The following is a 23841-nucleotide window of genomic DNA, read 5'->3' as shown; positions in this document are numbered from 1 at the left end:
TCGCTGGACGGATCGTTAAAGGACGTCAAACTGCGGCGAGCCTACCACCGCGCTTTTCGCCCCAGCGACATCAGCTCGCGCATAGTGTCCGCGGCGTGGTCCTTCGGCGGCACAGCCCGCTGCGCGGCCGACGGCTGCGACTCGACGAGGCGCTGCTCGAGCGCCTTGCAATGAGCCCCGCCGGCTACCGGTTCGTGCTGCATGTCGGCCCCTGCCGCCGGCTGACAGCGCGCCGGTACGCTCGGGCGGGTGCTGGACCGCAACGCAGAACCGCTCCGCGAAGTCGTCGACGCCGGACTGCTCTCAGGCGCGGTCACACTCGTGTGGCAACGCGGAAAAGTGTTGCAAGTCAACGAAGTGGGCTATCGCGACGTCGAAGCCGGTCTGCCGATGCAGCGCGACACGATCTTCCGGATCGCGTCGATGACCAAGCCGATCACCAGCGCGGCCGCGATGATCCTCGTCGACGAAGGCAAGCTGGCGCTCGACGACCCGATCACCCGGTGGCTGCCCGAGTTCGCCTCGATGCGAGTGCTCGACGATCCCACCGGCCCCCTGGAAAACACCGGCCCGGCGCGCCGGCCGATCACCGTGGACGACTTGCTGACCCACCGAAGCGGGCTGGCCTACGAGTTCTCGGTGACAGGGCCGCTGGCCCGCGCCTATCGGCGGTTGCGGGGAATCCACAATCCCGACGCATGGCTGGCGGAATTGGCCGCGCTGCCGCTGGCGCACCAGCCGGGCGAGCGGATGACGTACAGCCACGCGACCGATGTGCTGGGCATCATCCTGTCGCGCATCGAGGGCAAGACGTTGCAACAGGTCTGCACTGAGCGGATTTTCGAGCCGTTGGGCATGCGTGACACCGGGTTCTTCGTCACCTCCGAGAGCCGGTCGAGGGCGGCGACGATGTACAAGCTCGACGAGCACGACCGGCTGCGCCACGACGTGATGGGGCCGCCGGCGATCGAGCCGCCGGCCTTCTGTATGGGTGGTGTGGGACTTTGGTCGACCGCCGACGACTATCTCGCGTTCGCCCGGATGCTGCTCGGCGGCGGCGAGCTGGACGGGACACGGGTGATGTCCGCCGAAGCGGTGCGGCTGATGCGCACGAACCGGTTGACCGACGAGCAACGCCGACAGCCGTTCCTGGGTGCGCCGTACTGGGTGGGCCGCGGGTTCGGGCTGGGCCTGTCGGTGGTGACGGACCCGCAGCAGGCGAGACCGCTGTTCGGGCCGGGCGGCGCCGGCACGTTCGGGTGGCCGGGCGCGTACGGCACCTGGTGGCAGGCCGACCCGACGCTCGAGTTGATCCTGATCTATCTGGTGCAGAACCATCCGACGCTGTCAGCGGATGCGGCAGCAGCGGTGGGCGGCAACGCGTCACAGGTCAAGCTGATGGCCGCACGGCCGCGGTTCGTGTCGCGCACGTACAAGGCGCTGACCTGAAGCTGGTGCGGCGCAAGCGTTTCGGCCGGACGGCCCCTGGCTACGGGTCGTCCTCGTCCTCAGGCAAATAGCGCTCGGGGTGAAAGAAGTTGTTGATGCCGGGTTTTCGATTCAGATGCGGAGGCGCCAGCCATTCGACAACGCCGTTCTCGTTGAGACGGGCGCTCCAGCCTTCGTCGTCAAGCTTGTGATCGGTGTGGCAGCCGAAGCCTAAATTGTCGGGTTCGGTCAGGCCGCCGCGCGCCCATGCTGTCAAGTGCATGACTTCACACTCATAGCCGGGCTTGTCGCAACCGGGCGCCGTGCATCCGCCGTCGCGGGCGTGCAGCACAATGCGCTGGTCCGCGCTGGCGATACGGGTGCGACCTAGATACAGGGGCCGGTTCGAGTGCTTGTCGAACACGGCGAGATAGTGGTAGGCGGCACTGGCCATCTTGATGACGTCGCGCATGGGCAGCCAGCTGCCTCCGCCGGTGTCGGCTCTGCCCACGCCGGATTCCAGCTGCTCCAACGTGGTACGGACGATGATCGTTGCGGGCAGCCCGCGGTGCTGACCCAGCGTGCCGGACGCCAACACTGCGCGGCCCATCGCGGTCAGCGCATCGTGGGCACGCTGCGCTCGGGTGCGGGTATCACGGCGCACCGCGTCGTCGGGTGGTTCACCGTCCACGGTGGGCGTCGGGTCCTCCGGATTGCACATGCCGGGCGCGCCCAGCTTCGCGAACACCGCATCCATCGTCGCGCGCAGCTGCGGATCCGCGATGAGCGTGCCCTTGCTCATCCCGTCGGGTCCCTGTGGACCCCAGCGGAATCCGCGCTTGCGTGCCCGGTCCGCATCCGAGAACTGACCGTCGGGGTTGATCAGCGCCGCCATCCGCTCGGCGGCCTTCTCCAACTGATCCGGTCGCAAGCCGGCGGCCATCGCGCCCAACATCGCCTCATCACGGTCACGTGCCTCGGCCGGATACCCGGCCGGCAAGTGGTGGAAGAACTTCCGGACGACCGCCACGTGCTCGTGACCGATCTCCCCGCTGCGCAATTGGGTTGCGACAGTGGGCAAGAGCGGGTCCAGCCGCTCGCCGGTGATCGAGCGGCGGTGCCCCACCTGTCCGGCTTCGGCGATCATCTGCTGGGCAGCGGTTGGTCGGATCTTGAGCCGGTCAGCCAGCACACGCGGAAGCGGGCCGCCGATGTCGGACGGTACGGCGCGCTCCACGAGCTGATTCACCAACTCGTACTGGGACGCCGCGCACTTGCGGGCGATGGTCGTCAGCCGCTCCACCACCGCGACGCAATCGAGCTCCGACAACGCATCGAACGACAGCGCTGCGAACGCGTCGGCTCCCGCCTCCAGGCGTACCAGCGTGGTCCAAACGCTGCCCGAACACATGAGCGAATACTATCGCCTACCGCCGACAAGCAGTTCATTCGTCCACAGCCCAAAATGCCTGTGGATTACTGGGATTCGCGAACGGTAACTGTCAGTCCCGTGTGCTAAGCCGCCAACGCGCGACGAGCGTACGCACGCACGTCGGCGTCGCTGTCGTCGAGTGCCGCACCCAATGCCTCCCGTGCGGCGTGTTCGGTTGGAGCCCAACGGGTCAGACTCAGCACGGCAGCCTTACGGACGTCGAGATGCGGGTCCTTCAAGGCACGAGACAATGCAGCCACCGAGACACCGGCAGGCCCGGCCGCCAACGCCTTGGCCGCGGCCTCACGGATCTGCCACACCGACGAGTCCAGCGCCCGCTCGACCGTCGGGACGTCCTCGTCGTCGCAGCCGATCACGCCCAACGCGGTCAGCGCCGCCGCCTGCACCAGTGGATCGTGGTCGCGCATGAGGCGACGCACGGTGTCAGCGCCGGCACGCAGCGTCGCCAAGCCGTTGGCCACGGCGATCCGCACCTCCCGGTTCTCGTCCCCGGCGGCAGCTGCGACACCGTCAGCGTCGTCGATCGACACCAGCGCGCGAACGGCTTCGATCCGTACCCGATAATCGTTGTCCGACAGCGCGTTTCGGTACCCCTGCCGGTCGCCGACCCGCCGCGCACTCAACACGTACAGCGCGGTCGCTCGCACGACTCCGTCCCCGGACACTAAATGCGGTTCGATGTCGGCGGGGCGGGACAACACTTCGACCACCTCGCGGAAGCCGTCAGACGCGCACCGACGCACTTCGGCGTCACGATCTGCCAGCGCGCGCAGCAGCGCATCCTCGTATCCGTCCGGCAGGTTCTCGACCAGTGTGGCGACAGCTGTGCGCCGCACCCCGCTGTCGTCATCGGCGAGGTAGCCTGCCAGCTCGGAGAGGCTGGGCGACTCCAACGCGAGCACCGCGGCGATTCGCGGCGACGGCGGTTGGACCGCGGCTTTCGCCGGCAGACGGCCTTGTTCACTGCGCGGCGCCCGTCCTCCGGCGAGCGGCGGTTGCTCGACGAGCACCACCCGGTCGCTTGACGGCACGTGCTCGAGGCCGGGCACCGGCACGAGGTACGGCGCGACAGGGCGCTTGAGGAATTCCATCGATCCGTCACTGCGCTTGCGCAGATTCAGGTGATACCGCCACTGCTCGTCGTCACGGTTGGGAAGGTCGCTGCGTTCGTGGTACAAGCCCCAGCGTGATTCGGTGCGGGTCAGCGACGCACGTGCCGCCATCTCGGCGCAGTCGAGGATGAAGCTCACCTCTGCCGCGCGCATCAATTCATGCGGTGTGCGGGCGCCGATTTCAGCCACCTCGGCCTTCATCCGCTCGAACGTGCGCACTGCGATCGACAGCTTGGTGGCCGTCTTCGGCGGCGCCACATAGTCGTTGACGAATCTGCGCAGCTTGTACTCGACCTGTTGCTGCGGCGGCCCGTCCGGGTGGCGCAACGGCCGGTAGATCAACTCGTGCGCCTGCGCCAGCTGGTCTTCGGGCAGCGCGTCGGGCAGCGTCACCTGACCAAGGGTCGACGTCGCGTGCTCGCCGGCGAGATCGCCGTAGACGAATGCACCGATCATGTAGTTGTGCGGCACGCAGGCCATGTCACCCGCGGCATACAGCCCGGGCACGGTGGTGCGAGCATGCTCGTCGACCCACACTCCTGATGCGGAATGCCCACTGCACAAACCGATTTCAGAGATGTGCATTTCGATGTCGTGGGTGCGGTAGTCGTGCCCACGGTTGGCGTGGAACGTGCCGCGGGTGGGCCGCTCGGTGGTGTGCAGGATGTTCTCCAGCGCGGTCAGCGTCTCGTCAGGCAGGTGCGAAACTTTCAAGTAGATCGGCCCGCGCGCCGATTCGATCTCCCGCTTCACTTCGGCCATCATCTGACCCGACCAGTAGTCGGAGTCGACGAACCGCTCCCCCAGCGCGTTGACCTGGTAGCCACCGAACGGGTTGGCGACGTACGCGCACGCGGGGCCGTTGTAGTCCTTGATGAGCGGGTTCACCTGGAAGCATTCGATACCTGACAACTCCGCCCCGGCGTGGTAGGCCATCGCATAGCCGTCGCCGGCGTTCGTCGGGTTTTCGTAGGTACCGTAGAGGTAGCCGGAGGCGGGGAGACCGAGCCGACCGCATGCCCCGGTAGCGAGGATCACCGCTTTGGCCCGGACGGCGACGAATTCGCCTGTGCGGGTGTTGAATCCGGCAGCACCGACCGCTCGGCCGCCCACCGTCAGCACCCGCACCGGCATCACGCGGTTCTCGATGCGGATCTTCTCGCGCATCGCGCGCCGCCGCAGCACCCGGTAGAGCGCCTTCTTGACGTCTTTGCCCTCGGGCATCGGCAGCACGTAGGAGCCGGATCGATGCACCTGTCGCACCGCGTACTCGCCGTGCTCGTCCTTCTCGAATTTCACGCCGTAGCGTTCTAGCCGCTGCACCATCGCGAACCCGCGCGTCGCTGTCTGATAGACGGTGCGCTGGTTCACGATCCCGTCGTTGGCTCGCGTGATCTCCGCGACGTAGTCCTCGGGTTTGGCCTTGCCCGGGATCACCGCATTGTTGACGCCGTCCATACCCATCGCCAGCGCACCCGAGTGGCGCACGTGGGCCTTCTCCAGCAGCAGCACCTGCGCCCCACGCTCAGCGGCCGTCAGCGCCGCCATGGTGCCTGCGGTGCCGCCCCCGATCACCAGGACGTCGCAGTCGAGAGTGGTCCTGTCGGCCAGGTGAGGTATCTGCATCACGAGTATCCAAGCGCTGCAAGGGTTGCCGACTTCAGGACCTCACGGTCTGTGCTCAAATCGCTTCTGGGCTGGGGCACGTCGATCACCGCGGCAAGGCCACCGCTTCTGTCCATCACTGCAATCCGATCGCCCAGCACCAACGCCTCGTCCACGTCATGGGTGACGAACACGATCGTCGTCGGATGCGCCCGCCACGTGTCGATGAGCAGCCGCTGCATCGCCGTTCGGGTCTGGGCGTCCAACGCTCCGAACGGCTCGTCCATCAGCACCGCCCGGGGCGCGCCGGCGAGCCCGCGTGCCAGCTGCACCCGCTGGCGCATCCCACCCGAGAGGCTCTTCGGCAGGTAGTCCCCGAACCCGGCCAATCCGACCTCGGCGATCCAGCGGTCCGCGCGCTCCCGCCGGCCCGCCCGGGGTTCGCCGCGCAGTTTCAACGCCAACTCGATGTTGGACCGGACGCTGCGCCACGGCAACAGGGCGCTGTCCTGGAATACCATTCCGCGGTCGCGCGACGTCGTGACCACCTCCACATCGTCGGCGAGCACCCGCCCTGCGCTCGGCCGCAGCAGCCCTGCGAACGCGCGCAGGACCGTCGATTTGCCGCATCCGGACGGCCCGGTGAGCACCAGGATTTCTCCCGGCTCCACCACGAGATTCAGTCCGTCGACCACCGGAATTCCGTTGTAGCTCAACCGAACCCGGTCGAGCTGCAGACGCATCCCGCGCGTGAGCGTCGTGGTCATCGGGCGTTCTCCTGAGCGCGCGGGAGCCACCGGGTGGCGCGCCGCCCGATCAGCTCCACGGCCGCCGCGGTGGCGAAGCCGAGCACGCCGATCGTGATGATCCCGACGAACACCTCGGGGTAGGCCAGCACCGTGTAGGACTGCCAAGTTCGGTAACCGACGCCGAGCCGGCCGGAGATCATCTCCGCGGACACCACGCAGATCCACGCCACACCCATGCCCACCGACAGGCCGCCGAACAGCCCGGGAAGGATTCCGGGCAATACGACGTGGCGCAGGACGTCGAGCCGGCCGCCCCCGAGCGTGCGTACAGAGTCCTCCCAAAGCGTCGGCAGCGCGCGCACCGCGTGGCGGGTGCTCACCATGATCGGGAAGTACGCGGCCAAGAACGTGATGAATACGATGCCTGCTTCGTCGCTGGGAAACAGCAGGATGGCGACCGGCACGAGAGCGATTGCCGGGATCGGGCGAGCCAGCTCGGTGAGCGGTCCGAACGTGTCGGCGAAAAGCGTTGAGCGGCCGAGCATGACGCCGGTGACAAGACCGACGACCGCTGCCAGCACGAACCCGGTGAGGATCCTGATCAGCGACTGCCCCAGGTCCAGCCAGTACGCGTCAGTGCCCAGCCGCTTGACGAACACCCGGGCGATTTCGGTGACCGTGGGCAGTGTGTCGAAGCGAATCCACAGCCGGGCGTGGCTGGCCGTCAGCACTTGCCATAGCCCGATGGCGGCGGCAACCGAGGCGACCCGCAGCAGTCGGCGCCGCCATGGTGGGGCGGCCCGGTCCCGGACCGCAACCGGTTCGGCTACCGGCGCCGGCAGCAGACCGGCGATGCTTGCGTCGACGGCGGTCATACCGCACCTGCCAGTGCCTGCCGATAGTCGACGGTCGCAGTGCCGGGATGCGTTGCGACGTAACGCTTGGCCCCGGCCGTCGTCGAAAACGGCAGATAGTTCTGTCCGTCGCGGACCCATGTGACGCGATCGGCGAACCACCGCGTGCCCAGCTCGGTGTCGGGCACATATGCCGCCCGCACGGTCGCGCCTTTGCTCGTCGCCTCGCGGACGGCACGCAGCAGACACGTCGGATTGGCCGCCGGCTGGGTGGTGTCCGAACCGGTCAACCACAACTCACTGGCCTGCGAGGGATTGTTGACCGGCTGATTGCACACCGGGTCGGTGCCGCCGATCGCCGACGGATTGGCGGTGGCGGCGCGCGCGCTGTCGTAGTCGAGGTTGCGTGCCTTGAACGCCGCGCGCAGCGGGCCGTCCTGGACGAACTCGTCGATGTTGAAATCGGCGAAGTCGCCGATCGACTTCAGGTACGACACATCGCCTTTGAACGCATCGACCAGCTGTGGCTTGATCGTGGTATCGAACGACGACGTGCCACCCGGACCGTTGTAGAGGTAGACCACCTCCTGCGGCAGCCCACTGCCCTGCGCGACGATCTCAGCGGCTTTCAGCGGCTGTTGGTGCACGAAGTCGGTCGCATCGAGCTGCGCCTGCAGGAACGCGTCGAGGACCTCCGGGTGCTGCTGGGCGTACACGCGCCGGACCACGACGCCGTGGAACGTCGGCACGCCCAGTTCGGCGCCGTCGTAGAGCAGCCGCGCCTTGTTCTGGAACACCAGCAGGCCGGGCCACGCGACGAACTGTGAAAGGCCCTGCACCTGACCTGATTCCAGCGCAGATCCGCCGACTTGCGGCTGCTGGTTGAGCACCTCGACGCCGGTCGTGGGATCCACCCCGGCCCGCTGCAGGGCTTGCACCAGCATGCCGTGTCCGGCCGAACCGACGCTGGCCGAAACCTTCTGACCGGCAAGGTCACTCAGCGTGGCTGCCGACGAATCGGATTTGACGACCACGCCGTTCAGGCCACCCTTGAGGTTGTAGCCGGTGATGGAGACCAGCTCTGTCCGAGCCCGCTCGTTCGCCTGAGTTTTGGAACCGTTGATGAGTAACGGGTAATCGCCCATCGAGCCGATGTCGATCTTTTCGGCGACCATCTGCGCGGTGATCGGCGCGCCGGTGTCATAGTCCTGCCACTGGACGTTGTACTTCTTGCCGGTGCGCGCGGTCACGTCGGACAGTCGCCGTTCCAGATAGCCTTGCGCGCGCAGCAGCGCACCGGCGGTGGCGGTGTTGATGGTCTTGGACTGGTAGCCGACGACGACGTTGACGACGTCCGGCGAACTCTGTTGCGAGTCAAGGGAGCATCCTGCAGCGGTGACGACGACCGCGGCGGTGCCGGCGATGAGCCGGATCACGGAGACTTTCATCGAAGGTCCTTCGGGTACTGCGGTCCGTTAGCGGATCAGGTAGGGCATGTTGACGGTGACGGCTCCGGTGGGGCACCGGGCCGCGCACGGTCCGCAGTACCAACACTCGTCGACGTGCATGAACGCCTTACCGGTGTCGGGGTTGATGGCCAGTGCATCGAGTGGGCACACTTCGACACACAATGTGCAGCCGTCGACACACAGCGACTCGTCGATGGTCACAGGAACGTCGACACGTTGATTCACCAGCGTCATGTCTTGTCTTACTCCTGACGTCCACGGGACAGGTTGCCGCGTAGCGTTATTCGGTCGCCGCGCATGCGGATGTACTCGAGGTCGACGGGACGGCCGTCGTCGAGGTGGGTGAGCCGCTCGAGCATCAACAAGGCTGCCCCGTCGGGAAGTTGAAGCGTGGCGGCCGAATGAGCGTCTGCGGCAACGGCTTCCACGGCGAGCGCGGCAGAGCCGAGCCTCTGCCCTGTCACTTCCTCGATCAGCGTGAAGATGTCGTTGGTCTCCAGCGGATGGCGCAGGACGTCGGCGCCCACGTCCGGCACAAGATAGGTCAAGTCCAGGCTCAGCGGCAGGTCGCCGAGATAGCGCAACCGTTCGACGAATACCACCCGCTCACCGGGTGCCAGCGCCAGCCGGCGCGCGACCGACGGTGGTGCGGCGATCTCCAACGCGGCCCGCACCTCGTTGCGGACCTCGCCGTAGCCCTTGAACGTTTCCTTGAGTCCCAGCAACGCGTCGAGGCCGTGGTCGTATTTCCGGTGTGCGACCCGGGTGCCCACTTTGGGGCTGCGGTCGATCAGCCCCTCGGCCTTGAGTGCGGCGAGAGCGTCGCGAATCGTGTTGCGCGACACGAAGAACTCCGCTGCCAGCTGCTCGTCGGACGGCAACCCGTCTTCGTAGGCGCCGGCATAAATCTGGTGGCGCAGCACGTCGGCGACCTGCCTCGCGCGGTCGGCACGCGGCCGGCGAAGCGGAGTCGGATCGACAACTGGCATGCTGAAAACGTTAAGACGGCAGCGCTGGGCGGCCCGTGTCGCCGAGCACGGCCGGAAGTGGCCCAGCCCCATTGCGCCGGTAATTGGACGTCGCGACCAGCGCAAAGCGATCGGTCACGGGTTATTGCGCCACTTCACAAGCCAATTCGACATTGCAATCGCGTTGATCGAAATGCCCGGGCCCCTGGCCGCGGCCGCGGCTGCAACCGCGTCAGTGACCGGCACCCGGACCGCCGCGTCGAGCCGCTAGCGGAAGCGGGGCTCGCCGAGTGTGAATGTGGCCGAGTCGATGACCGCACCGATGTGACGGCCCGGTCGTAACCAGGTGGCGAGCGTGCCCGCGGAGCGGACGTCGACGGTCACGATCGCCGGCCGCACCTGACCGGTGAACGTCAGCAGCGAGTCGCCGATCCGGCCGTCGCTGAATTGCTGACGCGCCGTACCCCGGTACTTCAGCGGGATCGCCGGGCCGACGACTCGCGGCGTCGCGCTCACCGACCATGCGGCTCCGTCGCGGCCGGTGCCGGTGACGGTCCGGCCGGCGCCCGGTTCGCCGTCGAACTCGGCGAGGGTCTTCGGCATGGCCCAATTCGTCCGTCCGCCAACCAGACTGGACGGCGAATCCACCGACATGAACGCCACGTTGGCCCAGGGGCGCAAGCCAGTGCGGGACGCGATCATGCCCAGCACCTCGTCGTACGGGCCGACCGGCGTGTCGGTGTAGTGGACGAAGCCGCCGACCGTCGCCAGCGCCGGGCTGCCGGCCAGACGCGGCGGGAGCGCAGCGGCCGCCGCACGACCACCTCGGCCCAGCCACAGCAGCGCCGAGCATCGGCAGTCCCACGGCGCGGGCGCCGCGTTGGCCGGCAAACTGGCGATCAGCTCTTCACTGAGGGCAGTTTCGGGAACCCCCGGCAGACCGGACGATTCGGTATGCACGTTGGCGTCGCCCATGTCACTCACTTCCTTCCATTCGCGCCTGATAGCCGGCCCGCTTCTCCGCATCCAGCCCGGCGGGGTCGACCACCAAGAACCGCTCGAGTGTTCTCGGCGCTGACATCCCGGCGACCCGTTCGGTGCGCACGAATCCTGGGCCGAACGCCGAGATCTCGACACCGCGGCCGGTGACGGCGCCGATGAAGTTCAGCTCGACCGTACGACGGGTGAGCTTCGCGTCCTCGTCGAGAAATCGCCCGATCCCCTGCGCGCCGCCGGTGACCGCGACGCGCAAACCCGCGACTTGGACCACCCGGCAAGGATGTCACACCGTACCCTGAGAAGCCGTGGAGCTGCTGGTCGCGGTGAACCCGGACCCTCAGTCGCGGCTGCCTTTCCTCATCCGGGTTCCGGTGGGCGACGGTCTGGTATTCGCTACGTCGGGAACCTGGCCGCGCGCACAGGCGGTGTACTGCCATCCGTTGCCCGCCGAGAGCTGGCCCGCCGAGCCCGAGCTCGTCGAAACCGTCGAACTGCGCTCCTGCACCCGTCGAGGCGCCGCCATCGACGTCGTCGCCGCCCGGTCCAGAGAGAACCGCTCTCAGCTCGTCCAGACCATCGCACGCGGCCGCGACGTCGTGTTCTGGCAGAGCCCGCTCACCCGTAAGCAATCACGGCCTCGGGTGCGCACCCCGACCGCGCGGGCCGCCGGCATACCCGAGTTGTCCATTGCCGTCGACTCCCATGAGCGCTACGCGTACAGCTTCAGCGACAAGCCCGTCGTCACCATCCGCCAGCCGCTCGCCTGTGGGGACTACGGACTGCACATCGATGGCCGGCTCGTCGCGGCCGTCGAACGAAAGTCGTTGTCGGACTTTAGCTCCGGCCTGCTCAACGGCAAGCTCAGATACCAGCTCATCGAGTTGGCGGCGCTGCCGCGGGCGGCAGTGGTGGTGGAAGACCGGTACTCGGAGATCTTCGCGTCGACGTTCGTCAGGCCGGCCACTGTCGCCGATGCGCTCGCAGAACTACAAGTCGGCTTTCCGACGGTGCCGATCGTGTTCTGCCAGAACCGCAAGCTCGCTCAGGAGTACACCTACCGCTACTTTGGCGGCGGCGCAGCGGTGGTTCACCGAACAAGGCGACTGACCGGCCGGGCCACCAGGGCATCAGTCCGGCGTTCCCCGCACGGCGGCTGCCGCTGCCCGGATCTGCGGAGTGACGAGCATGATCTGGCCCAGCACGCCGTTGACGAAGCCTGGCGAATCGTCCGTCGACAACTTCTTCGCCAGCTCCACCGCCTCGTCGACCGCGACCGGCTCCGGAACATCGCTGGCGTGCAACAACTCCCACACCGCGACCCGCAGCACCGCGCGATCGACGGCCGGCAGCCGCTCCAACGTCCAGCCTTGTAGGTGAGCCGAGATCAGGTCGTCGATGTGCTCGCGGTGCGCAGTGACTCCGCGGGCGATCGTGACCGTGTACGGGTTCAGCGCAGACACGTCGGGCTGCTGCTGGGCCAGCGCCGTACGCGCGTCGGCCACCTCCGCGGGGGTCAGCCCACGTGCCTCGGCCTCGAATAGCACGTCCACCGCGCGCTTTCGTGCTTGATGGCGACCCCGGTCGGCTTTGCGCTCAGGCATTCACCCTTCCTAGGTAGCTGCCGTCGCGGCTGTCGACTTTGAGCTTGTCGCCGGTGTTGATGAACAGCGGCACGTTGATCTGCGCGCCGGTCTCCAGTGTTGCGGGCTTGGTGCCGGCATTGGAGCGGTCACCCTGCAGGCCGGGCTCGGTATGGGTGACTTCCAGCTCGACGGTCACCGGTAATTCGATGTAGAGCGGGTTGCCGTTGTGGAACGCCACCTGCACTGGCATGCCCTCGAGCAAGAACCGGGCCGCGTCGCCAACCAGCGACTCGGGCAGGTGGTGCTGCTCGTAGTCCTCGCTGTCCATGAACACGTACTCGGTGCCGTCGCGGTACAGATAAGTGGTGTCGCGGCGGTCGACGGTCGCGGTCTCCACCTTCACACCGGCGTTGTAAGTCTTGTCGACAACCTTGCCCGACAGCACGTTCTTGAGCTTGGTCCGCACGAAAGCGGGCCCTTTGCCGGGCTTGACGTGCTGGAACTCGATGATTTGCCAGAGCTGGCCGTCGATCTGAAGGACGAGCCCGTTCTTGAAGTCGGCAGTCGTTGCCACGGTCGGTTGTTCTCCTCGTTGTCAGTCACAGTCCATGGGGCCGTTCGGCGCTCGCCGGATCGGCCTGATCGGCGGCCGGGCCGAAGTTCGGGCCCCATTCTCTCATCCGCCGCCCAGCCGGTGACACGATCACCGCATCGGGCAGACGCCGTTGCGCGGCGTCGTCAGAGGACCGCGAGCTCTTTGGGGAATCGGGTGAGCAGTTCCGGCGCTTCGTCGCCGACGATCAGCGTGTCCTCGATGCGCACCCCGCCTCGGTCCGGCAGGTAGACGCCGGGCTCCACGGTCACCGCCGCGTCCGCATGCAGCGTCGCGGCCGAGGCGCCGCTGATCCCGGGTGCCTCGTGGATCTGCAGTCCGACGCCGTGGCCCAGTCCGTGGCTGAAGTTCTCGGCGTAACCGGCGTCGGCGATCACCTGGCGCGCCGCCGCGTCGACCTCGCTGCACGGCTTCCCGGGCGCCAGCGCCTCCCGACCGGCTTTCTGCGCGGTGGCCACCACCTGGTAGATCTCGTGCTGCCAATGGGCCGCTTGGCCCAGCACGAACGTCCGGGTCATGTCGGAGTGGTAGCCGGCGACGAGCGCGCCGAAGTCGATCTTGACGAAGTCACCGAAGGTCAGCTCGGCGTCGGTCGGCCGGTGATGCGGGATCGCAGAATGCGCACCGGTCGCGACGATCGTCTCGAACGACACCCCGTCGGCACCGTGGTCGAGCATCAGAGCCTCGAGGTCGCGGGCCACCTGCCGCTCGGTGCGCCCAGGTCGCAGGCCTCCTCGCTGAATCAGGTCGGTCAACGCAGCGTCGGCCGCCTCGCACGCCAACCGCAGCAGCGCTTTCTCGCCGTCGTCTTTGACCTCCCGCAACGCCTCGACGTTGCCGGACGCCCGCACCAGCTCGATGTCGCCGGCCGCCCGCGCCAACTGGTCGTAGCCGTCCACCGTGACGACGTGGCTCTCGAAGCCGAGCCGCCCCACGCCATGTTCGGCGGCCAGCCGCGCCAGGTGCGGCCCGCAGGAGCGCTCGATCTCCAGCCGCACGTCGGGCGACTGGCGCGCGGCCTGCGTACGGTAGCGACCGTCGGTCGCCAGCACCGCGGGAACGTCGTCGTCGGCAAACACCAGCAGGGCCGCGTTCGAGCCGGTGAACCCGGCCAGATAACGGACATTCACCAGGTCCGACACCAACATCGCGTCTACTCCGGCGGCGGATAGCCGGCGACACAAGTTGCGGCGGCGCTGGGAATATGTCACAGGTCTTGACGCTACCCGCTAGGCTCAGCGCCCATGAGGTCATGGTTGCTGCGCGGACTGGTCTTCGCGTTCCTGCAGACGGTGCTTCGCATCATTCAGACCGCGATGATCAACACGTGGGAGACGCAGGCCCCGATCATCAGCGTGTCGCTGCAGGTGATCTTGGCCGTGATCGCGCTGGCCTGGGGCTTCGTCGACGGCCGCCGTGACGCCAATGCGCAACCGGACCCCGACCGCCGCGCCGACCTCGCGATGACATGGCTGCTGGCGGGACTTGTCGCCGGTGTGCTGTCCGGTCTGGTGTCGTGGATCGTGTCGCTGTTCTATAAGGAAATGTATGTGATGGGCCTGCTGAACGAACTCACCGTGTTCGCGGCCTACACCGCTTTGCTGACATTCGTGATGGCGATGATCGGGGTCGCGGTGGGCCGCTTCCTGGTGGACCGCCGCTATGCCAAAGAGGGCTATCCGTCGTCCCGCCGCGGCGACGGCGCGGAAGGTGACCAAGGGCCCGACACCGATGTGTTCGCCGCGGTCGGCGGAGGCCGCCAGCGCGACGAAGGGCGTGACGAGGCGCCGACGCAAGAGGCGCGCCTGCACGAGCAGCGCACCCAGGAGGGGCCGACGCACCCGGAGGGCAGCGAGCGCACCGAGCGCACCGAGCGCAGCTAGTCCAGCCGCGCGTTCAGTCGAGGGTCAGCGCGCGAGCGTTTCCGCCAGATAACGCAGGGCGAGGAGATATCCCTGCACACCGAGGCCCGCGATCACGCCGGTGGCGACCGGGCTGATGTATGAGTGGTGCCGAAACTCCTCGCGCGCGTACACATTCGAGATGTGCACTTCCACGAGCGGTGACCGTAGTTCCGCGCAGGCGTCGCGCAATGCGACCGACGTGTGAGTCAGCCCGCCGGCGTTGAGGATGACCGGCTCGTCGGCGTCGGCAGCCCGGTGAATCAGATCGATCAGCTCGGCCTCGCTGTTGCTTTGCCGCACAAGGACTTTCAGGCCCAGCTCGGCAGCGGTCTTCTCGATCAGTGCGACCACTTCCTGATATGTGGTGGTGCCGTAGACCTGTGGCTCGCGCAGCCCCAACCGATCCAGATTCGGGCCGTTGAGCACGTTGACCGTTGTCACGCCGCCACCTCCGCGTATGCCGCCGCCAGCAGCGCCGGATCGGGCCCTTCCAGCCGGCCGGGTTTGGCCAGGCCATTTAGCACCACGAACCGCAGCACCCCGGCTCGCGTTTTCTTGTCACCGGCCATGATCTCGAGCAGCTGCGGCAGCGCGTCGGCGTCGTAGGTGACCGGCAGACCGAGTGACGTCAGGATGTCCCGATGGCGCCGGGCCGTCGCGTCGTCGAGCCGGCCCGCCAGCCGGGAGAGCTCCGCGGCGAAAACCAGGCCCACCGACACCGCGGCACCGTGCCGCCACCGGTAGTTCTCCCGGCGCTCGATCGCGTGTCCCAACGTGTGCCCGTAGTTGAGAATCTCGCGCAGCTGCGATTCCTTCTCGTCGGCGGCCACCACCTCGGCCTTGACCGCCACTGCGCGGCGGATCAGTTCGGGCAGCACGTCTGCCCCCGGGTCCAGCGCGGCCTGAGCATCGTTCTCGATCAGCTCCAGGATCGCGGGGTCCGCGATGAACCCGGCCTTCACCACCTCCGCCATTCCTGCCGCGAGCTCGTCGTGCGGCAGTGTCTTCAGTGTGTCCAGGTCGACCAGCACGGCGCGCGGCTGGTGGAACGCGCCGACCAGGTTCTTGCCGGCGTCGGTGTTGATGCCGGTCTTGCCGCCGACCGCCGCGTCCACCATCCCGAGCAATGTGGTGGGCACATGGACGACGGCCACGCCGCGCAGCCAGGTGGCAGCGGCGAATCCCGCGACGTCGGTGGCGGCACCGCCGCCGAGGCTGACGATCGCATCTTTGCGCCCAACACCGATGCGCCCCAACACTTCCCAGATGAAGCCGAGGACCCGCAGCTCCTTACCGGCCTCCGCGTCCGGGATCTCGACGCGGTGTGCATCGATTCCGTTGTCGCACAACGACGTTCGAGTGAGCTCAGCGGTCTCGGCCATGACCGGCTGGTGCAGGATCGCCACTTTGTGCGTGCCCTCAAGCAGTCGCGGCAGCTCGGCGCGGACACCGCTGCCGATGATCACCGGATACGGCGGGTCGACATGGACGTCGACGGTCACGGGCTCAGTCACGGTCCGTCCGTTCGGCTTTGCGGGCGGCCAGCGCGGCGGGGCTGGGCGGCGCGTGCGAGGCTTCGCTGGGGGTCAGCGAGATCGGCGAGCGCCGCCATACATGGCGGCGCTTACGCCTGGACGGCTGCGGGTTCTCCAACCGGGTCACGATATGGCGGACGACGGCCCCCGGGTTGCGGCGATTGGTGTTGACCCGCATGGTTGCCGCGCGGCGGTACAGCGGCACCCGGTCAGCCATCAGCGCGCGGTACCTCGCGGCGGCGTCGGGGCCGGCCAGCAGCGGGCGCGCGGTGCTGCCGCTGGTGCGGCGCACGCCTTCGGCCGCGTTGATTTCCAGGTAGACGACGGTGTGGCCGGCCAACGCATCGCGCACCCCCGGTGTGGTGATCGCGCCGCCGCCCAACGCCAGGACGCCGTCGTGTTCGGCAAGCGCATCGCAGATCACCTCTTCCTCGATGCGCCGGAACTCCTGCTCGCCGTCGGCGGCGAAGATGTCGGCGATGGTGCGGCCGGTCTTGGCTTCGATCGCCGCGTCGGTGTCCAGGAACGCCACGTCGAGCGCCCGGGCCAGGCGCCGCCCGATTGTCGACTTGCCGGACCCGGGCAGACCGATCAGAACGGCCTTGGGCGCCATCACGATCACCCCGACGCCCGAAGGTCGCGGCTGCGGGCGGCGATGCCCTCGAGATACGAGGCGATGTTGTTCTTGGTCTCGTTGATCGAGTCGCCGCCGAACTTCTCCAGCGCCGCGCGGGCCAACACCAGCGCGACCATCGCCTCGGCCACGACCCCGGCGGCTGGCACCGCGCACACGTCGGAACGCTGATGGATTGCCACGGCCTCCGCGCCGGTGGCCATGTCGACCGTGGCCAGCGCGCGCGGCACCGTCGAGATCGGCTTCATGGCCGCGCGCACCCGCAGCGGCTGACCGTTCGTCATGCCGCCCTCCAGGCCACCGGCGCGGTTGGTCGACCGCAGCACTCCAGCCGGTGCGGGATACATTTCGTCGTGGGCCACACTGCCGCGGCGGCGGGCCGTCTGGAAGCCGTCGCCGATCTCGACACCCTTGATGGCCTGGATGCCCATGATCGCGGCGGCCAGCTGGCTGTCGAGGCGGTTGTCGCCGCTGGTGAACGACCCCAAACCGACAGGCAGGTTCAGCGCGACGACCTCGACGACACCGCCGAGCGTGTCCCCGTCTTTCTTGGCCGCCTCGATCTCGTCGATCATCGACTGCTCGGCGGTCTTGTCGAAAGCGCGCACCGGGCTGGCGTCGATCGCGTCGAGGTCGGCCGGCTGCGGGGGCGGCCCGTCGTAGGGCTCCGACGCGCCGATCGAGATGACGTGGCTCAGCACGTCGACGCCCATGGCCTGCTTGAGGAACTGCTTCGCGACGGTTCCCGCGGCGACGCGGGCCGCGGTCTCCCGGGCGCTGGCCCGCTCCAGCACAGGACGGGCGTCGTCGAAGCCGTACTTGAGCATTCCCGCGTAGTCGGCGTGACCGGGCCGGGGTCTGGTGAGCGGCGCGTTGCGCGCGATGTCGGCGAGGTCCGCGGGATCGACCGGGTCGGTGGCCATCACGGTCTCCCATTTCGGCCACTCGCTGTTGGCGATCTCGATCGCGATCGGGCCACCGAGGGTCACCCCGTGGCGCACCCCTGCCAGCATCGTGACTTCATCGGCTTCGAACTTCATCCGCGCGCCGCGGCCGTAGCCGAGGCGTCGCCTGGCCAACTGGGTGCGGATGTCGGCGGACGTCACGTGCACGCCGGCGACCATGCCTTCGAGCATGCTCACCAGCGCTCGGCCGTGCGACTCGCCGGCTGTCGTCCATCGCAACACGCGTCCCATCTTCCCATGCGACCGCCGCTGGGCTTAATCGCGATTGGGCGTCAGAGGAGCGCCAGCGTGGCGGCGGCGGCCGTGGCGAAGCACATCGCCGGACCGTGCGGCACCGTGCGCGCGCCGCGGCGCAGCAGCTCCACCGCCGCCCACATCGCGGTCAGCAACGGCGCTGCCAGCGCGGCGAGCAGCCACACGTCCGCTCCGAAGTAGCCGCTGAGCGCGCCGACCCCGAGCGCCAGCTTCACGTCGCCCGCGCCCATCGCCGCCGGCGCGACAGCGTGCACCAGGAGGTAGAGCAGGCCCAGGCCGGCGGCGCCGGCCAAGGCGGGCACACCACGTCCGCAGGCCGTCGCCAATACCAGCACCACGACGGCGCCCGGCAGTGTCAACCAGTTCGGCAATCGGCGCTGCCGCAGGTCGTAGCCGCTCAACAACGCCAGCCACAGTAGCGCCGCCAAAAACTCCCCCAGCCCCACGGATGGAGGCTAACCCCGCTGGAGCGCAGCCCTCATCACTTCTTTTGGCGCCGGCCGTCCGGTGAACTGCTCGACCTGGGCGAACGCCTGGTGCAGCAGCATCTGCAGCCCGTCGATCACCGCGCCACCCGCCTCGGAAACCGCCGCCGCCAGCGGCGTGGGCCATGGATCGTAGACGGCGTCCAGCAGCACGGGCGCGCGCCGCAGCACCGCCAGATGCGCCGCGGCGGCGTCGGCCGGGATCGTGTTGACGACGGCACCGGCGCTCGCGACGTCGTCGGCCAGAGCAGGGTCGCTGAATGCGCGCCACGACGCCGCAAGACCGCAGTCACCGGCCAGCGCTAGCAGAGGCTGCGCCTTGGCAGCATCGCGGGCGACCACGATCACCCGGCGGGCATCAAGGTCGGCGGCCGCGACCACCACGGCGCGGGCAGTGCCCCCCGCGCCGAGCACGACCAGCACACCGTCGACGCTGCCGAGCGCTCCGACCACGCCGTCGACGTCGGTGTTGTCGGCGCGCCAGCCGCGTTCGGTGCGCACGAGGGTGTTCGCGGATCCCACCTGCTGCGCGCGTTCGGTGCGCTGGTCGGCGAAAGCCAGCGCGGCGAACTTGTTCGGCATCGTCACCGACAGCCCCACCCAGTCCGGGCCCAATCCGCTGACCAGCCTGGGCAATTGCTCGGCCGTGCACTCGATGCGTTCATAGGTCCAGTCGGCCAGTCCCAGCGCCCGGTAGGCGGCGAGATGCAGCTGCGGCGACTTCGAATGGGCGACCGGCGAACCCAGCACGCCCGCTCTCATCGTGCGCTGTCGAGGACACCGTTGCGCTTGGCCAGCTCGATGTTGGCCAGATGCTGCTGATAGTCGCGGGTGAACAGCGTGGTGCCCTGCATGTCCACCGTGACGAAGTACAGCCAATCCCCCGGTTCGGGTCGTTCCGCGGCGGCCAGCGCTTGATCCCCCGGCGAGCAGATCGGCGTCTTGGGCAGCCCCTCGCTCACGTAGGTGTTCCACGGGGTTTCGCGGCCGCGGTCGGCGTCGGTGGTGGCCACCTCCTGGCGGTCCAGCGGGTAGTTGACGGTGGAGTCGAACTCCAGTCGCTGGTGCACCTGCAGCCGGTTGTAGATGACGCGGGCGACCTTCGCGAAGTCCGCCGGCTTGGATTCCCGCTGCACCAGCGACGCCACGATCAGCGTCTGATAGGTGGACAGCGACTGCCCGTCGGGCGAAGTGCCCAGCCCGCGCTGCGAGTACAGGCCTGCGCTGTCACCGATCAGCTTCGCCAGGATCTCGTGCGCCGTCCATGCCGGGTTGATGTCCCACGTGCCGGGAGCGATCAGCCCCTCCAGCCGCCGGTGGTCGCCGCCCATCGCAGCCACCTGCTGAACCGCCCAGGACGGCACGTTCAACGCCGCCGGCGCGTCGCTGCCGGCCACCTCACGCAGCTCGGTGACCGGTACGCAGCGCCGATTACCGTCGAGCTGAACGCACGACGCGCGGGAGATCAGCGTCAGAATGCCCTCGGTGACCGCGTTGGTCTTGACGTCAGCCACGTCGTCGAGCTGCCGGCCCTCCGGGATCACCAGCTTGCCGACCCGGTTGTGCGGGTCGGTCAACCGGCGCACCGCGTCGGCGGACGAGATTTCGGTGCGCATCTGGTAGTAGCCCGGCTGGATCGACGACATCTGCGAGTTGCCGTGCGCCGCGTCGACGAAGCCGCGCACCGAGGCGACCACTTTGTTGTCGACGAGCGTCTGTGCGATGGCCGTGGTGGAGTCGCCGTTGTGCACCTGGATCACGACGTCGTTCTTGCCGCCGCCGGAGTAGTCGCTGAACCAGGAGTGCCACAGCCGGGATCCCAGGAAAACCGCCGCGATCACCACCACGACGAGCAGGGCCACAATCGCCATCCGAATGTTGTTGCGGCGCCGACGGATTCGCTCCCGCCGAATCCGCTCGGCACGTGAACTGCGCCGCGGCGAGTTGACCGCCACGGGCTCCGCCCGGCCCGACGCGCGCCCGTCAGCCACCGCCGCCCTTTCCGGCGTGCGCGCGGCGCTGATCCAGCCATCCCTGGAGGATGGCGACCGCGGCGGCCTGATCGATCTTGGACCGCTGGTCTTTCGCCGAGATTCCGGCCTCGCGCAGCGACCGCTGAGCGCTGACCGTGGTCAGCCGCTCGTCGGCCAGCCGCACCGGGACACCTGAGATCCGCTGGGCCAGCGCGTCGGCCACGCTGATCGCGTCCTCCGCAGCGGAGCCGGCGCGGTCGGCGAGAGTACGCGGCAAGCCGACCACCACCTCGACCACGTCGAGCTCGGCGACCAGTGCCGCCAGTCGCTTGAGGTGGCTGCCCGACCTGTTGCGCCGCACGGTTTCCACCGGTGTGGCCAGGATGCCGTCGGGGTCGCTGACGGCCACGCCGATACGGACGCTTCCCACGTCGACACCGAGCCGTCGGCCACGTCCGGGGTCGTCGAGGCCGGGCCGGTCCGGCACACGGTCCATACCGACAGCCAAGGTCACTAGCTCCGGGCGATCTCGGCTCGTAGCGCGGCGAGCGCCGCGTCGATCCCGGCCGCGTTCTTCCCCGAGCCCTGAGCCAGCTCCGGCTTTCCTCCGCCGCGGCCGTCGACCGCCTCGTTGAACCGCTTCACCAGCTCATTGGCCCGCAGGCCGAGGTCCACGGCCGCGGGATTGGCCGCCACCACGTATGGCACCGCACCGCCCTCGCCCTCGGCGATCAGTGCCACCACCGCCGGGTCGCTACCAAGCCGGCCACGGATGTCGCCAACGAGGTTCCGCAGATCCCCCGCCGTCTCCGCCGCCATTCGCTGAGCCACCACCCGGACCCTACCGATCTGCTCGGCTCCAGCGGCCGCATTCGCGGCGGCCGCGCGGGCAGAGGCCTGGCGCATCCGCTCGAGTTCCTTCTCCGCCGCTTTGAGCCGGTCGACCAGGGTGGCCACCCGGGCGGGCACTTCCTCAGACGGCACCTTCAGCGACGACGCCAGCCCGGCGAGCAGCGCGCGTTCCTTGGCCAGGTGCCGGAACGCGTCGAGTCCCACGTAAGCCTCGACCCGGCGCACACCCGAGGCGATCGACGATTCACCCAGGATGGTCACCGGGCCGACTTGCGCGGAGTTGTGCACATGCGTGCCGCCGCACAGCTCCAGCGAGAACGGGCCGCCGATCTCAACCACCCGGACCTGCTCCGGGTAGGTTTCGCCGAACAGCGCGATCGCGCCCATCGCCTTGGCTTTGTCGAGTTCGGTGGTGAACGTGTGCACCTCGAAGTCGGCCTCGACGGCCTCGTTGGTGACTTCTTCGATCTGCGTGCGCTGGTGTTCGGAAAGCGGTCCCTGCCAATTGAAGTCGAATCGCAGGTAACCGGGACGGTTCAATGAACCCGCCTGAACTGCGTTGGGGCCCAACACTTGTCGCAGTGCAGCATGCACCAAGTGGGTGCCCGAGTGCCCTTGGGTGGCGCCGTGGCGCCAGCGCGGATCCACAGCGGCCACCACGGTGTCACCCTCGACGAACTCGCCGGACTCCACGTTGACCCGGTGCGTCCACAGCGTTTTCGCGATCTTCTGCACGTCGGTGACGGCGGCCTTGGCGGTGGCGCCGGCGCCGGTGCCGGTGATGGTGCCTTCGTCGGCGATCTGGCCGCCCGACTCGGCGTAGAGGGGGGTGCGGTCGAGGATCAGCTCGACGCGCTGCGCGGCCTGCGTTTGGGGGGTGTGCGCGACCACCGGTACCCGCTTGCCGTCGACGAAAATGCCGAGAATCTTTGCCTCTGAGGTCAATTCGTCGAAGCCGGTGAACTCGGTCGGCCCGGCGTCCAGAAGTTCCCGGTACGCCGACAGGTCGGCGTGGGCATGCTTGCGCGCGGCGGCGTCGGCCTTGGCACGGTCGCGCTGCTCGGCCATCAGCCGCCGGAATCCGGCTTCGTCGACCGTGAGCCCAGCCTCGGCAGCCATCTCCAGGGTCAGATCGATGGGAAATCCGTACGTGTCGTGCAGCGTGAACGCATCGTCGCCGGACAGCACTGTCCTGCCCGCCGCCTTGGTAGCGCCGGCGGCCTGCTCGAACAGCCGCGACCCCGAGGCCAGCGTCCGGTTGAATGCCGCCTCCTCGGCTTCGGCGATGCGGCTGATCCGCGCGAAGTCGGTGACCAGTTCGGGATACGACGGGCCCATCGCGTCGCGCACCGTGGCCATGAGTTCACCGACGATGGGCCTGTCGATGTCCAGCAGCTTCGCCGCCCGCACGATGCGGCGCAGCAAGCGGCGCAACACATATCCGCGGCCGTCGTTGCCGGGGCTGACCCCGTCGCCGATGAGAATCGCGGCGGTGCGGCTGTGGTCGGCAATGATCCGGTAACGCACGTCGTCGTCATGATTGCCTGCGCCGTAGCCGCGGGGTGCGATCTCGGCGACCTTGTCGATCACCGGCCGCAGCAGGTCGGTCTCGTAGACGTTGTCGACACCCTGCAGCACACACGCGATTCGCTCGACGCCCATGCCGGTGTCAATGTTCTTGCGCGGCAACGGCCCCAGGATCTCGAAGTCGGTTTTCGAGGTACCCTCGCCGCGCAGGTTCTCCATGAACACGAGGTTCCAGATCTCGATGTAGCGGTCCTCGCTGGCGACCGGACCGCCCTCGGGGCCGTAGTGGGGGCCGCGGTCGTAATAGATCTCCGACGACGGGCCGCACGGCCCGGGAATTCCCATGGACCAGTAGTTGTCGGCCATGCCGCGGCGCTGAATCCGTTCTGGCGGCAGACCCGCCACTTGCTGCCACAGCTGCGCAGCCTCGTCGTCGTCCAAATAGACTGTCGCCCAGAGCCTTTCAGGATCCAGCCCGTAACCGCCGTCCTCGACCGGGTTGGTCAGCAAGGTCCACGCCAGCTCGATCGCGCGGCGCTTGAAGTAGTCGCCGAAGCTGAAGTTGCCGGCCATTTGGAAGAACGTGTTGTGGCGGGTGGTGACACCCACCTCATCGATGTCAGGGGTGCGGATGCACTTCTGGATGCTGGTGGCCGTGCGGTACGGCGGGGTGCGCTGACCGAGGAAGTACGGCACGAACTGCACCATGCCGGCGTTGACGAACAGCAAATTGGGGTCGTCGAGGATCACCGACGCGCTAGGCACCTCGGTGTGACCCGCTTTCACGAAGTGGTCGGTGAACCGCTTCCTGATGTCGTGAGTTCGCACTTTGCTGTCTGTCTTCTCTGTGAGCCGACGGTCTCGGCGCTCGGACCCGA

At 68.1% G+C, this 23841-nt stretch carries 23 protein-coding genes and 2 pseudogenes; 3 read left to right on the top strand and 22 right to left on the bottom strand.

The genetic code is table 11. The features are described 5' to 3' along the window. Positions 1-41: 41 nt before the first annotated feature. Entirely contained in the window at positions 42-203 is a 162-nt protein-coding gene (locus AC5Y4N_RS16090) for a hypothetical protein (RefSeq protein WP_499911810.1), read from the bottom strand. A 46-nt stretch (positions 204-249) separates the two neighbouring features. Between AC5Y4N_RS16090 and AC5Y4N_RS16085 the strand changes: the two genes are divergently transcribed. Then, entirely contained in the window at positions 250-1449 is a 1200-nt protein-coding gene (locus AC5Y4N_RS16085) for a serine hydrolase domain-containing protein (protein WP_499911808.1), read from the top strand. Between the two features lie 40 nt (positions 1450-1489). Here the strand turns inward: AC5Y4N_RS16085 and AC5Y4N_RS16080 are convergent, their stop codons facing one another. The 9 genes from AC5Y4N_RS16080 to AC5Y4N_RS16040 all read right to left on the bottom strand — a co-directional run bounded on the left by AC5Y4N_RS16080 (position 1490) and on the right by AC5Y4N_RS16040 (position 10908). After that, entirely contained in the window at positions 1490-2839 is a 1350-nt protein-coding gene (locus tag AC5Y4N_RS16080; protein WP_499911806.1) for an HNH endonuclease signature motif containing protein, read from the bottom strand. 104 nt (positions 2840-2943) lie between these two features. Next, positions 2944-5619, bottom strand: a complete 2676-nt coding sequence (locus AC5Y4N_RS16075; protein WP_499911804.1) for a fumarate reductase/succinate dehydrogenase flavoprotein subunit — start codon at positions 5617-5619, stop codon at positions 2944-2946. Next, positions 5619-6365 carry an ABC transporter ATP-binding protein gene (locus tag AC5Y4N_RS16070; protein WP_499911802.1) on the bottom strand — a complete coding sequence of 249 codons (747 nt, stop codon included), beginning with the start codon at positions 6363-6365 and terminating at the stop codon, positions 5619-5621. The genes AC5Y4N_RS16075 and AC5Y4N_RS16070 overlap by 1 nt, the downstream gene beginning before the upstream one ends. Next, a complete protein-coding gene (locus AC5Y4N_RS16065) occupies positions 6362-7222 on the bottom strand; it encodes an ABC transporter permease (protein ID WP_499911800.1) in 861 nt (286 codons plus the stop codon). The genes AC5Y4N_RS16070 and AC5Y4N_RS16065 overlap by 4 nt, the downstream gene beginning before the upstream one ends. Beyond that, positions 7219-8649, bottom strand: a complete 1431-nt coding sequence (locus AC5Y4N_RS16060; RefSeq protein WP_499911799.1) for an ABC transporter substrate-binding protein — start codon at positions 8647-8649, stop codon at positions 7219-7221. The genes AC5Y4N_RS16065 and AC5Y4N_RS16060 overlap by 4 nt, the downstream gene beginning before the upstream one ends. 27 nt (positions 8650-8676) lie before the next feature. Further along, complete coding sequence (locus AC5Y4N_RS16055; RefSeq protein ID WP_499911797.1) at positions 8677-8904, bottom strand: 4Fe-4S dicluster domain-containing protein; 228 nt, start codon at positions 8902-8904, stop codon at positions 8677-8679. Positions 8905-8912: 8 nt separating this feature from the next. Continuing rightward, positions 8913-9659 carry a GntR family transcriptional regulator gene (locus AC5Y4N_RS16050; RefSeq protein WP_499911795.1) on the bottom strand — a complete coding sequence of 249 codons (747 nt, stop codon included), beginning with the start codon at positions 9657-9659 and terminating at the stop codon, positions 8913-8915. Between the two features lie 246 nt (positions 9660-9905). After that, complete coding sequence (locus tag AC5Y4N_RS16045) at positions 9906-10613, bottom strand: acetoacetate decarboxylase family protein (RefSeq protein WP_499911793.1); 708 nt, start codon at positions 10611-10613, stop codon at positions 9906-9908. A 1-nt stretch (position 10614) separates the two neighbouring features. Further along, complete coding sequence (locus AC5Y4N_RS16040) at positions 10615-10908, bottom strand: hypothetical protein (RefSeq protein ID WP_499911792.1); 294 nt, start codon at positions 10906-10908, stop codon at positions 10615-10617. Positions 10909-10942: 34 nt separating this feature from the next. Here AC5Y4N_RS16040 and AC5Y4N_RS16035 point away from each other — a divergent pair. After that, a pseudogene (locus AC5Y4N_RS16035) lies at positions 10943-11741 on the top strand (ERCC4 domain-containing protein); the annotation flags it as partial. A 23-nt stretch (positions 11742-11764) separates the two neighbouring features. Here the strand turns inward: AC5Y4N_RS16035 and nusB are convergent. The 3 genes from nusB to AC5Y4N_RS16020 form a co-directional block, all read right to left on the bottom strand. Further along, the gene (nusB, locus tag AC5Y4N_RS16030; protein WP_499911790.1) at positions 11765-12238 is read right to left on the bottom strand and encodes a transcription antitermination factor NusB; all 474 of its coding nucleotides are present in this window, start codon (positions 12236-12238) and stop codon (positions 11765-11767) included. Continuing rightward, on the bottom strand, positions 12231-12794 hold the full coding sequence (efp, locus tag AC5Y4N_RS16025; RefSeq protein ID WP_499911787.1) for an elongation factor P: 564 nt from the start codon (positions 12792-12794) through the stop codon (positions 12231-12233). The genes nusB and efp overlap by 8 nt, the downstream gene beginning before the upstream one ends. Before the next feature lie 164 nt (positions 12795-12958). Next, entirely contained in the window at positions 12959-14044 is a 1086-nt protein-coding gene (locus tag AC5Y4N_RS16020) for a M24 family metallopeptidase (protein ID WP_499911785.1), read from the bottom strand. Between the two features lie 33 nt (positions 14045-14077). Between AC5Y4N_RS16020 and AC5Y4N_RS16015 the strand changes: the two genes are divergently transcribed. Continuing rightward, complete coding sequence (locus AC5Y4N_RS16015; protein ID WP_499911783.1) at positions 14078-14716, top strand: B-4DMT family transporter; 639 nt, start codon at positions 14078-14080, stop codon at positions 14714-14716. A 24-nt stretch (positions 14717-14740) separates the two neighbouring features. Here AC5Y4N_RS16015 and aroQ read toward each other — a convergent pair whose 3' ends face one another. The 9 genes and pseudogenes from aroQ to alaS form a co-directional block, all read right to left on the bottom strand. Continuing rightward, positions 14741-15178: a type II 3-dehydroquinate dehydratase gene (gene aroQ / locus AC5Y4N_RS16010; RefSeq protein ID WP_499911781.1), complete on the bottom strand. Its 438-nt coding sequence runs from the start codon at positions 15176-15178 to the stop codon at positions 14741-14743. After that, a complete protein-coding gene (gene aroB, locus AC5Y4N_RS16005; protein WP_499911779.1) occupies positions 15175-16251 on the bottom strand; it encodes a 3-dehydroquinate synthase in 1077 nt (358 codons plus the stop codon). The genes aroQ and aroB overlap by 4 nt, the downstream gene beginning before the upstream one ends. Before the next feature lie 118 nt (positions 16252-16369). Beyond that, positions 16370-16885: pseudogene (locus AC5Y4N_RS16000) on the bottom strand (shikimate kinase); the annotation flags it as partial. A 5-nt stretch (positions 16886-16890) separates the two neighbouring features. Beyond that, positions 16891-18093 (bottom strand): chorismate synthase, encoded by a 1203-nt coding sequence (gene aroC, locus AC5Y4N_RS15995; protein ID WP_499911987.1) that lies wholly within the window; start codon positions 18091-18093, stop codon positions 16891-16893. A gap of 50 nt (positions 18094-18143) precedes the next feature. Continuing rightward, on the bottom strand, positions 18144-18572 hold the full coding sequence (locus AC5Y4N_RS15990) for a prepilin peptidase (protein ID WP_499911777.1): 429 nt from the start codon (positions 18570-18572) through the stop codon (positions 18144-18146). A gap of 9 nt (positions 18573-18581) precedes the next feature. Next, positions 18582-19373 (bottom strand): shikimate dehydrogenase, encoded by a 792-nt coding sequence (locus AC5Y4N_RS15985; RefSeq protein WP_499911776.1) that lies wholly within the window; start codon positions 19371-19373, stop codon positions 18582-18584. Further along, complete coding sequence (locus tag AC5Y4N_RS15980) at positions 19370-20602, bottom strand: endolytic transglycosylase MltG (RefSeq protein ID WP_499911774.1); 1233 nt, start codon at positions 20600-20602, stop codon at positions 19370-19372. Before AC5Y4N_RS15980 ends, AC5Y4N_RS15985 begins: the two co-directional genes overlap by 4 nt. Continuing rightward, the gene (ruvX, locus tag AC5Y4N_RS15975) at positions 20595-21080 is read right to left on the bottom strand and encodes a Holliday junction resolvase RuvX (RefSeq protein ID WP_499911773.1); all 486 of its coding nucleotides are present in this window, start codon (positions 21078-21080) and stop codon (positions 20595-20597) included. Before ruvX ends, AC5Y4N_RS15980 begins: the two co-directional genes overlap by 8 nt. Before the next feature lie 17 nt (positions 21081-21097). Then, positions 21098-23791, bottom strand: coding sequence for an alanine--tRNA ligase (gene alaS / locus AC5Y4N_RS15970; RefSeq protein ID WP_499911772.1), 2694 nt, complete (start codon positions 23789-23791; stop codon positions 21098-21100). Positions 23792-23841: the final 50 nt, after the last annotated feature.

It is taken from the genome of Mycobacterium sp. NGS19 (assembly GCF_059813155.1).
The sequence above is the reverse complement of the archived record's forward strand: the minus strand, read 5'-3'. Positions and strand labels throughout refer to the sequence as shown.

Bases quoted from the DNA above. Each gene is read 5' to 3' on its own strand.
- AC5Y4N_RS15985 (WP_499911776.1), bottom strand. From the start codon at position 19,373: ATGAGAGCGGGCGTGCTGGGTTCGCCGGTCGCCCATTCGAAGTCGCCG.
- AC5Y4N_RS16080 (WP_499911806.1), bottom strand. From the start codon at position 2,839: ATGTGTTCGGGCAGCGTTTGGACCACGCTGGTACGCCTGGAGGCGGGA.
- AC5Y4N_RS16070 (WP_499911802.1), bottom strand. From the start codon at position 6,365: ATGACCACGACGCTCACGCGCGGGATGCGTCTGCAGCTCGACCGGGTT.
- nusB (WP_499911790.1), bottom strand. From the start codon at position 12,238: ATGCCTGAGCGCAAAGCCGACCGGGGTCGCCATCAAGCACGAAAGCGC.
- AC5Y4N_RS16090 (WP_499911810.1), bottom strand. From the start codon at position 203: ATGCAGCACGAACCGGTAGCCGGCGGGGCTCATTGCAAGGCGCTCGAG.
- AC5Y4N_RS16060 (WP_499911799.1), bottom strand. From the start codon at position 8,649: ATGAAAGTCTCCGTGATCCGGCTCATCGCCGGCACCGCCGCGGTCGTC.
- AC5Y4N_RS16050 (WP_499911795.1), bottom strand. From the start codon at position 9,659: ATGCCAGTTGTCGATCCGACTCCGCTTCGCCGGCCGCGTGCCGACCGC.
- AC5Y4N_RS16015 (WP_499911783.1), top strand. From the start codon at position 14,078: ATGAGGTCATGGTTGCTGCGCGGACTGGTCTTCGCGTTCCTGCAGACG.
- ruvX (WP_499911773.1), bottom strand. From the start codon at position 21,080: ATGGACCGTGTGCCGGACCGGCCCGGCCTCGACGACCCCGGACGTGGC.
- AC5Y4N_RS16045 (WP_499911793.1), bottom strand. From the start codon at position 10,613: ATGGGCGACGCCAACGTGCATACCGAATCGTCCGGTCTGCCGGGGGTT.
- AC5Y4N_RS16055 (WP_499911797.1), bottom strand. From the start codon at position 8,904: ATGACGCTGGTGAATCAACGTGTCGACGTTCCTGTGACCATCGACGAG.
- AC5Y4N_RS16065 (WP_499911800.1), bottom strand. From the start codon at position 7,222: ATGACCGCCGTCGACGCAAGCATCGCCGGTCTGCTGCCGGCGCCGGTA.
- AC5Y4N_RS16075 (WP_499911804.1), bottom strand. From the start codon at position 5,619: ATGCAGATACCTCACCTGGCCGACAGGACCACTCTCGACTGCGACGTC.